Raw genomic sequence first — 15095 nt, 5'->3', positions numbered from 1 at the left:
TTTAGTTAAGTAACCAGGTGGCCGAAACCACCTGGTTTTATTTCAGTTTAGTTTTTGACAAACTGGTAAGTTCCGGTTTGATAATCATTACTGACAACAATGGTAGCTGTATAACTGCCATCAACCGTCAGGTTGTTAAAATTCTCTCCACCATTGTTAGTCATGGTACCGCTTAGGGCGGAGGGATCGTCTGCGCCGAACTGCACATCCCACGGCGAGTTAAACTTCATTTCGTATCCGGCCATCAGGTTCGCAGTTACAGTGAAAGTGTACGGGTGCACATATGTCATCACAAACTCATCGCGGGTATCCCAGTTTGACCAATGGAACAACTTCATGTTATAATAGTACCAGCTTACACGAGCTGTAGAAAAGTCAAAGTTTAGCATATAAGCCTGATCTTTTTCAACCGTCATACCACCGGCGTCCCCGGACAAATCAGAGGTTCCGGCTACCTTGTCGGCATCAGGGTTACCGGCATCGCCAACATTTCCGTTGAGCGCATAGCTGGTTCCCGAACCGTCGGGAGCACTGTTCAGCGTATAGGAAACACTGCTTTGCAATGCCAGATAAATTCCGGAAGTAAAGGTATCACCATCTTTGGTGAATTCGTGTACCATGGAACCATCAGCCAGTAAGTACAAATGATCGGGCGTGGTTACCGGACCGGCTGCATTCGGGTCACGTTCAATGGTGTAGGTATAAGGGTCACTTGACAAGTCGAGCGTAAAAATACACAGACCTGATAAGGTAGACTGATCATTTTCAATGGAGATGCCCAGTTCATTGGCTTCAGATTCCATGATGAGCGAATTATCTGTACCGACAATGTGCTTCAGCAGGTAGCCCCAGTCGCCGTTGGCACGGAATACGAACCCACCTTTATCGATCAGGTTGATGCTGCCCTTCCAGACACCGCCGCCCTGGTATTGCAGTGGTTCGTCGCCACCCCAGCCGCCGTCGATAATATCACCGACAACGCTCCATTTATCAATTTTCTGTAGTGCATAAGTATTATTATCCAGATCAACTGTAATACGATAAGCAGCTGAATCCGGTACAACAATTGCTGTTCCCGACTTCACCAGGTTTCCGTCGGAACCACCATATTGATGGGCCGGCAAACTGGTGCCACTGAAAAACTTAAAGGTTTTGCCTTTATCGAGATGGGTGTAAGCTTCGTAGCGGTTAAGGCCGTTTCCGTTGGCATCCTTCAGGCGGCGCATGGGAATCGCCTTTGACAAATCAGTACCATTCTCCGTAGCCTCACCTGAAACATACAGTGATGTAGGAATGATTTCGTGTACAAAACGGGTCACTGACAAATCGCCTGAGGAGTAAGTACTTTTGGTCAAACAGCTGGCCACCACTGCCCAGGTTACTTTCGATTCGGCATCCGCCGGATAGCCCGCCAACGACATTGCTTCGTTCAACTGACTGAACGTAATGGAAGCCGAAAGAGCCGTACCACTATTTCCCGATTTAACGGTAAGAATGGGCGTATCAAAACTTGTAGAGCCAGCCGTATCAATCACGGCCGAATAGTACACCCCAAAGCCGGCAGTGGAAGATGCCCCCGTCCAGGTAAAGACGATGGTAGAATCAGGTTTGGTTTCATCCAGCACAATGGACGAATTCGCTGATGGAGAAACAATGGCAGGATTACTCAAATCCCAGTTTCCCTCCGGCGCAAGATTATCTTCTTCGGTGCACGACCAACCGGCAAACAGCAGTGCGATGGTCATGAGCAATAAACTATATCTTGTCTTCATTTCTTTTCATTTATTGTTTGAAAGTGACATGGTTCCGGTGTCACCTTATATGCCCCTAAATTGTTACTCTCCAACCTGGAGTATATAACCGGCAACACCTTTTTCATGCTTTTTCATCTAACATAAATATCAATATAACCCTCTATTACAATGGGTTTTGTTCCAGTTGCGGGTTCCTGTCGAGTTCCTGCTGCGGAATCGGGAGCAGTGTTTTGGCTTCCGTTACGTTGTACTGGGTTAGCTGACCAGTTCTCAGGTCAATTTCCTGCAGATTGTTCATTGTAGAAACCACCAGATTGTGACGTTTCAGGTCGTCCCAACGCTGTGCTTCCTGAGCCAGTTCCAAACGGCGTTCATTTAGAATAGCGGTACGTAAAGCGTCTTTTGTACCGGTTTGCCCAGCCGTCAGTGGTGCAAGATTTACACGAGCACGAATTTTATTTACTTCAGTGGCAGCAGCCGACAGGTTACCGGTTTCGTTTAGCGCTTCAGCTTTCAGCAACACGATGTCGCCATAGCGAAGAATATACAAACGGTCGGTACTTGCCCAACCCATCGCATTTTTCATCTTGTAAGCAAACGGAATGCTGCTGCCTTTCGCATTACCCCAGTATTCGTCAATCCAGTCTTTGACATTTTCGAAAAGCACACTGGCATTTTTCCGTACTACATCACCTTCTGCATCATAAGCATCTACCAGGTTATGCGACGGAACGACAAACTTGCGCCAGGTATCACCGCTTAACGAGGGCGGCAACATCATCTGCGGGGCCCAGTTTCCTTCACTTCCTCCGGTAAACTGTACTTCCAGAATCGACTCGGCATTGTTGTAGTGGTTACCGTCAAACAGGTCGGCATAATTATCCAGTAAACGATAATTAGCCGAGCTTGCCTCAACTTTTGCAATGTATTCCAGCGCTTTGGCATAGTCATGCGAAGGCTCCTGCATACAGGCCTTTGCCGCAAGTGCATAAGCTGCACCGGCTGTGGCGCGTGCTTTGTTAACCGTTGCATCACTTCCATAAGTATCCGGCAACCGTTTCGCTGCTTCGTCCAAATCTTTCAGGATCTGGGCATACACCTCTGCTTCGGTGGCACGAGGTAACTGTATCTTGCCTGGATCAGTTGTTGTCGTCGATTCGAGCACCAGGGGTACGCCGCCCCAGTTTTTCGCCAGGTTGTAGTAATGCAACGCCCTGAGGAAGTAAGCTTCGCCCATGATCTCTTGTTTGCGTTCATCTGTTAACTTCGGATCGGTAACGTCCTGAATCCGGTCGATGACGGTGTTGGCTTTCAGAATCCCGTTGTAGAGCGACGACCACCACCCCAGTACACGGCTATTCGTAGGGGTGATATTGAACAAATCAATAGCGAAAATCTCCGGGTTGTCTCCTCCTGCATAGTCATTGTCGGTGCGAACATCTTCCAGAAGAATCTGATCCCACACGTAGTAGTCGGACGACTGGAAAGTCTCGTACGCACCGGTCAGTGCAGCCTCAATTTGATTAGCGGTTGAGTAAGCACTTCCGCTCGTCTCTTCCGAGATCGGCGTCAAATCGAGATAGTTGTTACAGGCAGCCGCCGAAAAGAGCACCGCTGCGCTGAGGATATATTTTTTGAATGAATGCAAATTCATATCTCAATCTTTTTTAGAAAGTTATATTTAAACCAAAAATGATATTCCGGGTCTGCGGATAGGTACCGTAGTCGATGCCCTTCGCGGTATTTTGCGTACCGAAGGCATTCACTTCCGGGTCAAATCCTGAGTAGTCAGTAAGCGTCCAGAGGTTCTCCCCGGTAGCATACACCTTCACGTTCTGCATTTTCACTTTGTCCATCCATGCTTTCGGAAGCTGATAGCTCAGTGTAACCGATTTCAGACGGAGGTAAGAACCATCTTCGATAAACCGGGTTGAAATACGTGAATTGTCGTAGCTACCCCAACTGGCTTTGGGAATGTCTGTTTGATCGCCAGGTTGTCTCCAGCGGCGCAGTACGGCAGTCGACTGGTTCTGCGGACCGGTCATGCCTTCAGTTTCCATACGGGAAGCATTCAACATGTCGTTCCCCTGCGAACCTTGCAGGAAGATAGACAGGGACAGTGATTTATAGGAAATATCGTTGGTCATACCGTAGATGAAATCAGGGTTGGCATCCCCAATCACCACACGGTCGCCAGCCGAAGGAGTAAACGTGCTGGTTCCGTCTTTAGCAATGTAATATGCATTACCAGTTTGTGGATCAACACCTCCCCAAACATAACCGAACAGCGTTCCCAACGGCAGGCCTTCTTTTACCAGACTGGCATCCCCGCGGTTGGTGATGGTTCCTGCAAAAATCTCCTGACCAACCAGGTCAACCACTTTATTCCGGTTAAACGAGATATTGAAATTCGTTGACCAATTGATGGCTTTCTTCACATTCACCGTAGTCAGATTGAATTCCAGACCTTTGTTCTGCAGTTTTCCTACGTTCTGAATGGCCGAATCGAAACCGGTACTGCGGGGCAGCGGTGCATTCAGCAACAGGTCGCTGGTATTCCGGATGTATGCATCAGCTGAAAACTGGATACGTCCGCGGAAAGCCATAAAATCAAGTCCAACGTTGGTTTGTTCCGATTGCTCCCATTTCAGGTTCCGGTTTTCTACCGAAGAAGGATACGTTCCTGGCATTGTCGAACCGCCAATCGGGTAATTGGCCCCGCTGCCCACACGTCCGAACCATGCATAATTGCTAATCTGGTCGTTACCGACAATACCCCAACCGGCCCGCAGTTTCAGGTCGTCAATGAAGCTAATATCCTGCATAAACGGTTCCTGGGAAATACGCCATCCGACAGATGATGACGGGAAATATCCCCACCGGTTATCCGGACCGAAAACACTGGAAGCATCCGCACGGAAATTGACTGTCAACAGGTACTTGTCTTTGAAACTGTAGTTGACACGTCCCAGGAAGGAAGTATTCCGCTTTTTCGATTTATCGGAAGAAGCGCCAATCATTTCCGAACCACCGTTGGTCGTTTGGATTCCGTTACCGGAGAAATTACGTGTTTCGATGTGGGCGTTTTCCCAGTAAAACTCCTGGATAACACTACCGGCTAACGCTTCGATTTTGTGTGAACCTAACGTTTTGTTATATGTCATTGTGTTATCCCAGATGTAATAACTGGTCTTGTTTGTATTGTTAATTCCCTGTCCGTTCAAAGCCCGCCCATAGCTGGTCAGGAACGGATCGAGGAAGTAGTCATAAATATCATTGCGATCGTCGATACCCAGATTGGATTTGAAACTAAAATCCTTCAGGAAACTAACTTTAGCATACACATTACCCAGCATTCGCTGGCTTTTGTATTTGCGGTTCGAACCATCGGTGCTGGCAACCGGGTTTTCCCAGTTCTGGAACGGGTTACTGGTAAAAGTCCCGTCTTCGTTATAAATACCGATAACCGGGGGAGTCGTCAATGAACCGAGCAGAACACCACCTTTATCGACACCCTGGTTATCGTTCACATCCACGTCAGAATAAACCGAGTAAGCCATGCGGGTTCCTACGGTCAGCCATTTATTCACCTCCTGATCGAGGTTAATTTTGAAGTTGTAGCGGTTCATCTGTGCACTGCGCACTGCTCCGACCTGTTCTACCCAACCACCGGAAATATAATAAGATGTTTTATTGCTCTTTCCGGAAACGGACAACTGGTAATTCTGTGAACGACCGTTCCGGAAAATCTCTTTCTGCCAATCCGTATTGTGTGTATACTGTGACCAATCGGTATTTTTGCCCATTTCGGTCATCAGGTCACGGTACTGCTCACCGTTCAGCACCGATAATGTTTTCCATACCTGCGAGAAACCATTGTACACGTCGAGTTTTACCACAGGTTTAGCTGAAGTTCCCTTATAGGTGGTAATCAGCACAACACCGTTAGCGCCTTGTGCACCGTAAATGGCAGCCGAGGATGCATCTTTCAGGATGGAAATACTTTGAATATCGGCCGGATTGATGGCGCGGGTATCGGTTGTAGGTACCCCGTCGACTACGTAAAGCGGTTCACTGCCTGCGGTAATGGAGTTGGTTCCGCGAATGCGAATGCTCAGTCCCTGGGATGGTTTACCCGAACTGGAAAGCACCTGTACACCAGCCGCTTTCCCTTCGATGAGCGCTCCCATTTGCGTATTGGGACGCGAGTCCATTTGCTTGGAATCGACGATGGCAACCGAACCGGTTACATCCTTTTTCTGCTGGGTACCATAACCAACCACAACCACCTCATCGAGGCCTGTTACACTCTCTTTCAGGGTGACATCAATCGTTGAGCGGCCACCAATGTTCACCTCCCGGGTCTTCATCCCGATAAAGCTGAAGGTCAGCACGCCATCGGAAGGGATATCTCCCGACAGGCTATACTTGCCTTCAAAATCGGTAATGGTACCGGTTGCAGTTCCTTTCACCATAACGGTTACCGAGGGAATTGGCTCTCCTGATTTGTCCGTCACGAGCCCTGTAATCGTTCGCTGCTGTGCATACGAACTCACCGACAGGAGTAATCCTGCCAGCAGGCATAATACAGATTTATGCCAAAGACGAAATTTCATGAACGTCATTGTTTTTTCTTTTTTCATAGGATTATTTGTTTACCTCCAATTGACTTACCAGGCTATCCGGATGCTCATTGTGCCCACAACACACAATGTTCACATAAATGGCACCAAATAATAGCCGGACATTTTGAGTGCAAATTCTTATTGATTACCAGCCGTCAGCGTGTATTCGTTATTACTACCTACAGCCGGAATAACTGTATTCAATTCAAATGATCTGTGTGGGGTTGCCCGTTCCGGTGGATGGCGGTTGATGTGCTATCGGTTATGAAAGGGGCAAGCAACATGGTGCCCCGCGGAAAAGTGCGCAAAGTCTTCTTCATAGCGATTGTAATTTTAGTTAGCAATGTGCCAAAACGGTTACCGGCCGGCTGCCCGCAGATGTCGACCGTTACTCCCCGCTTTTAGCAAGAGTAAATAGAAACAGATTGGGAAGAAATTGCGAATGGAGGTAGAGAAAATGTAGATAAAAGTAGCTCCACAAGAAGCACTATCGCCTCATATTTAGACAATTAAAATTCTCGCCAGGACAAAAAAAAGTGGATGGTTTAAATCGAAAATGAATACCATTATCTTATTGAGATGAGGAAAAAGAGAAGAATAACTAAACTAATCCCAGCATTAACCTTGCGAAAATTCACCGATTTTCATCACGTAATCTTCAAAGACGTCGCGGGGAACAGCAGCCCGGTTTTTTACTTTCACCCGGTAATTATAAATGGTATTCACCGAATAGCGGAGAAGTTTGGCAATGTTGGCGCTGTCGTTAATTCCAAGTCGGATAAGGGCGAAAATGCGCAATTCCGTATTCAGCAACTCCCCCTTTTTGAGAACAATCTTCTCATCCTCATTTAGCAGGGCATTGAAATTTTCTACAAAATCGGGATAGATCTGCAGGAAGGTATGATCGAAATTGTCATAGAACTCCCTGATTTCATCTTCGATTAGTCGTTTCGACCTGGTTTTCTCAAACAGTTCAGCCACTTCCCTGTCGGCAATCTGTTTGTTCACGTTCCGGCGGAAGCCATCGAGCTTATCAATGTAATCGGAGCAAATGCTAAAGAAGTTGCCAATGTACTGCTCTTTCACGTGGTTCGATTCCGATAGTCGATTATTCAGCTCGTTCAGCTGAGTGTTGGCATCGGACAGGTGTACGTTCAAATCCTGCAATTTCAGGTTCACCGTTTGCAATTCCTTTCGGGCTTTCGCCAATTTCTTCACCTGATTGTAAATAAACAGAATGGACAGCAACAACACGAGCGACAACAGGCTAATAATAATCAACAGATTACGTAAATGGGCCTTCTGTTTGTCACTTTTGCTTTGATACGCCGCTGTAACCACCGGAAGGATGTTGGATATCTGCATATACCGCAAACGCGAATTGAAATAAGCCGCGTCTTCGAAAGAAAATTTCACATACTCATATGCACGATCAATCTTGTTTTCTTTGTAAAGAATGGTAGACAGGGCTGCCATCGATGCATTATCCTTCACCGCGGCACGGATATCGGACATGGCCGACAAAATCAGGTATTTTTCCCGCAGTACCGTATTGTTTTGAAGTTGGTAAGATAACGATCGATCGAAGGTTATCATCGAATATTCGCGGGTCCCCATTTGGGCCATCGCCAAACGCTTGCTGTTCACCCAACGGCACGAATCGTACTCTCCGGCGTCGCGGTACTGTTTTTCCTTAATGGCCAGGAAAGCTTCCGAATTGGGGTCGAGCAGTTTCACCACCGAATCACGGTAGGCTTTATACAATTTGTAATATTTCCCGGCATTCTCCTTTACCTGGTTATACACATTCAGGTCGGAATACACATGCATGAAATCGTTGTAGTAGTTCGGCAGTAGTTTTTCCGATAGATGTTTTCGGTCCACTTCGTGCAAAATATCCAACGCCTCTTCGTACCTGCCCGATGAGGCCAGGATTCCCGAAAGGTTAATGTGGGTTTCATTCAGCATCGTCTTGTTTTCCAGGTCACGGGCCAGCTGAAAATTCAAATCGATGTAGTGAAGGGCCGAGTCGAAGTTAAACGGGATGTATTCGTCGAGGATACGGTTGTTGATGTAATATCGCTGGTTCAAATTCAGCCCCGGCTCATTGAGTAAGTTTTTGATGTTTTTTATCTTCTGCAGCTTGACCTGCTCATATTGCTTCCGCTGTTTCATGGTTAAATCCAGCTGGTGCAACAACGAATCAATCTCGCCGGCCCTGCCCATTTGCCAGCTTCCTGCCAAAAGAATAAGTAACAACAGTAACTTCCTCATTCTGCAAAATTAAAAAAACAACAACATGTCATGATAATCCTGATCTTCGGCAAGATAATCAGAATCCTCCAATTATCCTGTATCCAGCAGTAAATAAGCAGATTAAATAACACCTGGATACACACTCTTCTCTTCGGATGTCATTAAGCATAACATCATCAAAGCACTCGTCAGGATTTTTCCCAACATATTTTTTTATTTTCGTTGGTTATTTAGAACGGCCCTTTATAATGCACCCAGTTAGATTGGAGCCGATACAAACGCATTTATTCATTCAAATTTTAAAACAAACAGGATGAAATGAACATGATTACAGGAAGTTCCAATAGAAATCAGTATTTCCCAATCGTGTGAATTCCATGTGGTAACTAAAAAGTAAAAACAAGCACATGAAACGACATCTTTCTTTTCTGCTTATTGCGCTGGCGGTTGTAATAACGTCCTGCAGCAATGGCAACAGCGGCAAATCAGCCGATAAAAAAACCACCGATTTGAGCAACAACCCCTTTATGAAACCCAGCACCCTGCCTTTTGGCGCCCCGGACTTCACTAAAATAAAAGACAGCGATTTTCAGCCTGCCATGGAAGCCGGAATGAAAGAACAATTATCCGAAGCCATTAAAATTGCCAACAATCCGGAAGGCCCTACCTTCGAAAATACACTGGTAGCCCTTGAGAAAAGCGGTCAGACCTTGAAACGCGTATATGGCGTTTTCAACTTACTGGCCGGGGCCAACACCAATCCTACCCTTCAAAAGATAGGAGAAGAAGAGGCACCGAAACTGGCAGCACACGAGGATGCCATTTATCTTAACAAAGAGCTGTTCTACCGCGTGAAACGGTTATACAACCAGCGTAACAACATGAACCTCGATCCGGAATCGAAACGACTGGTTGAATATTACTACCAGCAATTTGAACTGGCCGGCGCCAATCTTTCGGAAACCGACAAGACCAAACTCAAAAAATTAAACGAAGAAGAAGCCACGCTCAGCGCCCAATTCACCAACCGCCTGATGGCAGCAGCCAAAGACGGAGCCATGGTAGTAGATAACAAAGCAAAGCTGGCCGGACTTTCGGATAATGAAATACAGGCTGCAGCCCAGGATGCCAAAGCCAATAACATGGATGGCAAATACCTGGTTCCACTGCAGAATACCACACAGCAGCCGGCATTGCAATCGCTCACCGACCGCGCCGTGCGCCACGAACTCTTTGAACACTCGTGGACCCGCGCCGAAAAAGGCGACAGCGATGATACCCGTGCCATCATTTCCCGCTTAGCGGAAATCCGTGCAGAGCAGGCAAAATTGTTAGGCTTCAGTAATTATGCTGCCTGGAAACTACAGGACCAGATGGCTAAAACGCCCGAAGCTGTTGAGAACTTCCTAGACAAACTCGTTCCGTCCGCTACCGCGAAAGCCAAAGGCGAAGCCGCCGAAATTCAGAAAGTCATCGACAAGGAAAAAGGCGGTTTCAAACTGCAACCCTGGGACTGGAACTTCTACGCCGAAAAAGTGCGCAAAGCCAAATATGACCTCGACGAAAGTCAGATCAAACCTTATTTCGAGCTGAACAACGTACTGGAAAACGGGGTGTTCTATGCCGCACACGAACTGTACGGCCTGAGCTTCAAAGAGCGTCACGACATTCCGGTTTACCAGGAAGATGTTCGTGTTTTCGACGTGATCGACAAGGACAGCACCACCATTGGTTTGTTCTACTGCGATTACTTCAAACGCGACAACAAATCGGGCGGTGCCTGGATGGATAACATCATCGGCCAGTCGAAATTACTGAACACCAAACCGGTAATTTACAACGTATGTAACTTCACCAAACCGGCTCCGGGACAACCGGCACTGCTTAGCTTCGACGATGTAACCACCATGTTCCACGAATTTGGTCACGCATTGCACGGCTTCTTTGCCAACGAGGAGTATCCGAGTCTTTCGGGAACAAATGTTGCCCGCGACTTCGTAGAATTCCCGTCACAGTTTAACGAGCACTGGGCAATGTACCCGAAAGTATTCAAGCGCTACGCCATCAATTACAAAACCGGCAAACCGATGCCGAAAGAATTGGTGGACAAAATCAAGAAATCAGCGACGTTCAACCAGGGTTACGCTCTGACCGAATTGCTGGCTGCTGCCGAACTGGATATGCAATGGCACACCATTCCAGCCGGCGACTCCATCAAAAATGTGGATCAGTTCGAGGCCAACGCCCTGCAGAAAACACACCTGAACCTGGAACAAGTCCCGCCGCGTTACCGCTCTTCTTATTTCCTTCACATCTGGGGAAATGGTTATGCTGCCGGTTACTACGCTTACCTGTGGGCCGAAATGCTGGACAACGATGCCTATGCATGGTTTGAAGAGAATGGCGGTTTGACCCGTGCCAATGGTCAGCGTTTCCGCGACATGATTTTGTCGCGTGGCAACACCGAAGATTACAACAAAATGTACAACGACTTCCGCGGACGCGATCCGGAGATTACCCCGATGTTAAAAAAACGTGGTTTGCTGAAGTAACTCTTTCTGAACCGGTTCAGAAAGCATAAAAAACTACCCCCTGGTTCCTGAGAATGGAGTCGGGGGGTATTCGTTGTAGAGAGCCGTCAGGACCTTTTTAACCTACTCCTGAATGCAATAATTCCTCAGAGAACGTTCATGTTCGTTTTGGGCACAAAAAAAGAAAACCTCCTGCCTTCCGGCCCCGCTGTTCCCACATCGCTCAAAAGTTCCCGTTTTCCTGTCCTGTAAACGAATGAGTTTTCAACTTAAGTAAAAAAACTCTTTTGTGCCAAACATTTAGACGAATGGCCGATTTTTTATGGTGAACGGCCGGATCTGCCAGGTGAACGAAAATTTTGATAAACGAAAAAGGGGTTTGGATGGGGACCCCGATGCCCGGTTTTGAGCAATTTTTTCTACATTGAGGAACTGAAATAACTAACAGAATGCCAACAGACCTGATCATCGTACTTGAAAAAGCCCGTCACCGTGATAAAACAGTGGTTACTTTTGGGTTTGACTACGACCAGAAGGTGATTGAGCAGGTAAAGCAGGTAGCCGGTGCACGCTGGGGCCAAACGATGGGATGTTGGTACGTGCCGGAAGGGCAGTTGGATTTGCATGCCTTTTTTGAGTCCCTGAAGGGGATGGCTTTTATTGACTATTCCGGACTGAAACAAGAAAGGAAGAAACCACCCAAAAAAGAAAAAGTCATTAAAGGGGAGCGACTTTCCCTTTCCATAGGCCGTCCCCGCGAAGCAAATCCGTTACCGTCTGTACTTAGCAAACCAGAAATACAGCAAATCATAACAAAGTGCAGCAACATTAAGCATAAATGCATTTTATCGCTCATTTATTCAGCCGGGTTGCGTAGAAGCGAATTGATCCATTTAAGGCCTACAGACATTGATTCTCAAAGGGGGCTAATCCGAATTGAAGGAGCGAAAGGAAAGAAAGACCGGTACAGTTTGCTCTCTGCGCCTTTATTATTGCAGTTACGGGCGTATTTCAAAAGGTATAAGCCCCAGACATGGCTATTTGAAGGGCCTGGTGCCGGGCACGCCGTACAGCCCGACAAGCATTGCGAAAATTTTACATGAGGCCAGTACTAAAGCCGGCATTCGCAAACGGGTGACCCCGCACATGCTGCGTCACTCATTTGCCACACATTTGTTGGAACAGGGAGTTGACATCCGTTACATACAAACAATATTAGGACATGAACCGAGTACAACAACGGAGATTTACACCCATATTTCAAAACGATATATTGAAAAGATTAAAAATCCATTGGATGAACTTTTCGAAAATTCAACATAACAATGTACACAATACATCCCAATATGGGTGTATAACAACAACTTATCAACTGGCATAAGAGAAATAACAACAATATTGATACACACTAATTGGCAACATAATGAAAGACAAAAAGACCATAGTATCAACTTTTAATTTTAATCAAATGAACAAAACATTAATTGGAATTGCGATTGTTACAATTGCATTTAGCTGTACGACACAGCAAAAAGTGGTGAAAGTAGAGCCACAAATTCAAGAAGTAAAGCAAGAGGATCAGGCATTAAAGCGAAAAGTTGCTATTGCTCGTTTTTCGAATGAGACTCAGTATGCTAAAGGCGTATTCTATGACAAAGATAACGACCCAATTGGAAAGCAGGCAGTTGATATTTTATCCACTAAACTGGCATCGACAAACAAATTTATCTTGTTAGAACGTCAGGATATGGATAAAATAATGGAGGAATTAAAACTCGCTGGAAATGAAGGTCTACAAAAAGTTGGTGCAGACTACTTAATTATTGGTTCTGTAACTGAATTTGGAAGAAAAAATGTTGGTGATGTTAACGCATTTTCAAGAAGTAAAACTCAAACTGTGCAAGCTGGTGTAAGCATACGTTTGGTTGATGTTTCTACCGGACAGATTATCTATTCCGAAGAGGCTAAAGGAGAAGCGGAAACTACAAATAAAACAGTTATGGGCTTAGGAGAACGAACTGATTATGACGCTACCTTGAGTGATAAAGCAATTTCAGCAGCAATTTCAAAATTGGTTGAAAACATTATTAATAACTGTATGGACAGACCTTGGAAATCATACGTTCTCTCGTATGATGAAGACGGAATCTTAATTTCAGGTGGGAAAAGTCAAGGCTTGAAGGTCGGAGACATTTATGAAGTTGTTGAGAAAGGCAAAAGGGTTAAAAATCCTCAAACAGGCATGATGATGGAATTACCTGGAAAATCCGTTGGAAAAATCAGAATAGATTTTACCGGGGGTGAAAATCCACAAAGCGAATTTTCTATGGTTACATTTACTGAGGGTAGCATAGACAAACAAAATTTAAGTAAGTACTATATAAAGGAGATTAAATAATGAAAAAGATACTTTTTGTAATGGCAATTGGTTTGATATTTCTTACTGGTTGCACAGGTGTAAAAACTTTGTCCACAGGTTTAGAAAACGAATCATTCCTGGAATTCATTGGAAAACCTAGTAATTATTCTGGCGGTGTCGATGTCAGTATTGACGACAAAAGTACATTTAAGGCAGAAGTAAACAAAGACCATGCTAACCGGCCTAAAGGCAAGGTCTATTCAATATCCACAGGAACACATATTGTTACTGTATCCAACAATAACAATGTAGTTTTCAAGAAAAAAATATTCGTTTCAGCACAAGAAACTAAAAAAATAATTTTACCGTGAAAAAAATACTATTCATTTCTATAACTGTTTTAATGTTGGCATCATGCACAACGCAGAAACCTTTGTATTCTTGGGATAATTATGAAATCACCAGCTACAATTATCTAAAAAATAGTGATGAAAAATCAACTCAAGAATTAATCGAAACCTATCAAAATATTATTGAAAAACAGAAAGGTTCCAGAGGGGTTGTCCCCCCAGGTGTTTACGCCGATTATGGCTATGTATTACTTCAAGCTAATAATACAGAAGAAGGTAAAGCAATGTTGTTAAAAGAGGTTGCTTTATATCCTGAATCAAAAATATTTATTGATAGAATCTTAAAAATGATTGAAAAATGAAAAAAATAATTTCTTTCATCATATTAGCAGCCGCATTATTAACAAGTTGTACTACAACCGCACCAATTGCAAAGTCAGCAGCCTATAAAGGTATGTATGACGAAAAGCCGTTAACCGTTTTACTTATGCCTCCTATAAATAGGAGTACAAATGTTGAAGCAAAGGAGTATTTTCACTCAACATTAAATATTCCCATCGCTAACGCAGGTTATTATGTTATTCCTACTTTTCTTTCAATGGAAATCCTAAAAAAGGAAAGCGCTTATGATGCGGAGCTTTTTTTAAATTCTCCTCTTACTAAGTTTGGTGATGTATTTGGTGCTGACCTAGCTGTATTTACAATAATTCATAAATGGGACAAATCAGGGCTTGCAGCAAAAGTTTATGTACAAGTAGAATATATTATCAAATCAACCAAAACAAATGAGGTAGTTTATACAAGAACTGGTGATGTAACTTACGATGCTTCCGTTTCAACGAGTGTTGGCGGTGTTTGGGGTGCGTTAGCTGATATTGCAACATCAGCAATAAATACCGCGGTAACAAAATATGTTGACGTAGCAAGAGCTTGCAACGCTTACACGTTTAAGGATTTACCTGCAGGAAAATATAGTACAACTTATGAAACGGACGGAGAACTACCTGCTGGCAAAAAGATTTTCAAAGTAAATCTAAACTCAAAATACAGATAGACAATGAATTACGTTGCCTAATCGAGTAGACTGCCCCGCCAGTAATTAGCTGACGGGGAGAGCCTCTCACACCACATAGCATACGGGTCTCGTACTACGCGGTTCGTTAAACAATGGGAAATACTTTCCTGTTGTGCCTACCGGCGGCTTCCGCCAGATGGCGGAT

The 15095-nt window shown here is 45.0% G+C and carries 11 protein-coding genes; 7 read left to right on the top strand and 4 right to left on the bottom strand.

Annotated elements, in window-relative coordinates; translation table 11 throughout:
* Positions 1-47 precede the first annotated feature (47 nt).
* The 4 genes from GJU82_RS01060 to GJU82_RS01045 form a co-directional block, all read right to left on the bottom strand.
* Positions 48-1772 carry a SusE domain-containing protein gene (locus GJU82_RS01060; protein WP_153630456.1) on the bottom strand — a complete coding sequence of 575 codons (1725 nt, stop codon included), beginning with the start codon at positions 1770-1772 and terminating at the stop codon, positions 48-50.
* Between the two features lie 145 nt (positions 1773-1917).
* Positions 1918-3408, bottom strand: coding sequence for a RagB/SusD family nutrient uptake outer membrane protein (locus tag GJU82_RS01055; RefSeq protein ID WP_153630455.1), 1491 nt, complete (start codon positions 3406-3408; stop codon positions 1918-1920).
* Between the two features lie 13 nt (positions 3409-3421).
* The gene (locus tag GJU82_RS01050; protein WP_228488509.1) at positions 3422-6397 is read right to left on the bottom strand and encodes a TonB-dependent receptor; all 2976 of its coding nucleotides are present in this window, start codon (positions 6395-6397) and stop codon (positions 3422-3424) included.
* Positions 6398-6997: 600 nt separating this feature from the next.
* Complete coding sequence (locus tag GJU82_RS01045; protein ID WP_153630454.1) at positions 6998-8653, bottom strand: DUF6377 domain-containing protein; 1656 nt, start codon at positions 8651-8653, stop codon at positions 6998-7000.
* A 389-nt stretch (positions 8654-9042) separates the two neighbouring features.
* Between GJU82_RS01045 and dcp the strand changes: the two genes are divergently transcribed.
* The 7 genes from dcp to GJU82_RS01015 all read left to right on the top strand — a co-directional run bounded on the left by dcp (position 9043) and on the right by GJU82_RS01015 (position 14929).
* The gene (dcp, locus tag GJU82_RS01040) at positions 9043-11187 is read left to right on the top strand and encodes a peptidyl-dipeptidase Dcp (protein ID WP_153630453.1); all 2145 of its coding nucleotides are present in this window, start codon (positions 9043-9045) and stop codon (positions 11185-11187) included.
* A gap of 428 nt (positions 11188-11615) precedes the next feature.
* Positions 11616-12269, top strand: a complete 654-nt coding sequence (locus tag GJU82_RS01035) for a tyrosine-type recombinase/integrase (RefSeq protein ID WP_255473916.1) — start codon at positions 11616-11618, stop codon at positions 12267-12269.
* Positions 12220-12489 carry a tyrosine-type recombinase/integrase gene (locus GJU82_RS17810; RefSeq protein ID WP_373921444.1) on the top strand — a complete coding sequence of 90 codons (270 nt, stop codon included), beginning with the start codon at positions 12220-12222 and terminating at the stop codon, positions 12487-12489. Before GJU82_RS01035 ends, GJU82_RS17810 begins: the two co-directional genes overlap by 50 nt.
* Positions 12490-12589: 100 nt before the next feature.
* A complete protein-coding gene (locus GJU82_RS01030; RefSeq protein WP_228488508.1) occupies positions 12590-13564 on the top strand; it encodes a CsgG/HfaB family protein in 975 nt (324 codons plus the stop codon).
* The gene (locus tag GJU82_RS01025; RefSeq protein ID WP_153630452.1) at positions 13564-13896 is read left to right on the top strand and encodes a hypothetical protein; all 333 of its coding nucleotides are present in this window, start codon (positions 13564-13566) and stop codon (positions 13894-13896) included. Before GJU82_RS01030 ends, GJU82_RS01025 begins: the two co-directional genes overlap by 1 nt.
* On the top strand, positions 13893-14237 hold the full coding sequence (locus GJU82_RS01020) for a DUF4810 domain-containing protein (RefSeq protein ID WP_153630451.1): 345 nt from the start codon (positions 13893-13895) through the stop codon (positions 14235-14237). The genes GJU82_RS01025 and GJU82_RS01020 overlap by 4 nt, the downstream gene beginning before the upstream one ends.
* The gene (locus GJU82_RS01015; protein WP_153630450.1) at positions 14234-14929 is read left to right on the top strand and encodes a GNA1162 family protein; all 696 of its coding nucleotides are present in this window, start codon (positions 14234-14236) and stop codon (positions 14927-14929) included. Before GJU82_RS01020 ends, GJU82_RS01015 begins: the two co-directional genes overlap by 4 nt.
* The last annotated feature ends 166 nt before the right edge of the window (positions 14930-15095 follow it).

This window comes from Prolixibacter sp. SD074 (genome assembly GCF_009617895.1).
Lineage (GTDB): Bacteria > Bacteroidota > Bacteroidia > Bacteroidales > Prolixibacteraceae > Prolixibacter.
The sequence above is the reverse complement of the archived record's forward strand: the minus strand, read 5'-3'. Positions and strand labels throughout refer to the sequence as shown.